We start from the raw sequence: 698 nt of genomic DNA on the forward strand, positions 1-698 counted from the left end.
GAATTTCGGATGCTTGAGCAATTTGTTCGATCAACTCCGGTTTTAAGCAAATATGCAGCGCAGAGCAGATGCTAGCTTCGTATCGACACCAGTAACTTGGTTGTCCAGCAGGAATAAAAATGCTGTCCCCCTTTTGAACAATTGAATCATGCTTTACGTTGTCGCGTTTTTGGATCAAAGAGCTGGGGCGCCCCATAGGTAAATTGAGCCAATGATCCGATACAGCGGGAAGTTCCATTTCAAAGGATGAAGCTAAAGGAGTTTCGCAATGCTCAACCAAAATACCATTCCAGCCCAGTTGCCGACTGGATAGAATTAGAGTTTTATTCAACCGTTCGCTCAGTTCGTTTGATCTAAGGAGGCTACTTGTCACAGATTTTGTTTTCAGCATTTGACTTACCGATTGAATAATAGTGCCAATTTTATTAAAATTTTAAATTGGGTGTTCAAGGTGTGCGTAAACATTTAATATCTAGAGATGGATGGCGCCCCAAATATAAAAGAATATTGCTAGTCAAACTACGTTCAGCTATTTTAGCCATAGATATCAAAATTTAAATTTGCATCTACCTAAAGACATAAACTAATTGTTGAATACTTAATTTTTGCTCCATTTGTATTACTAAAGATAAGCTTCTTAATTCATATAGGCGCCAGTGCTAATTATTTATGCACTTTTTATCCATCAGTTTGCGGCT

Annotated in this window: 1 pseudogene; it reads right to left on the reverse strand. The window is 38.0% G+C overall.

Annotated elements, in window-relative coordinates:
* Positions 1–391 (reverse strand): annotated as a pseudogene (locus tag DSM106972_RS52710) (AraC family transcriptional regulator); the annotation flags it as partial.
* Positions 392–698: the final 307 nt, after the last annotated feature.

It is taken from the genome of Dulcicalothrix desertica PCC 7102 (assembly GCF_003991905.1).
Lineage (GTDB): Bacteria > Cyanobacteriota > Cyanobacteriia > Cyanobacteriales > Nostocaceae > Dulcicalothrix > Dulcicalothrix desertica.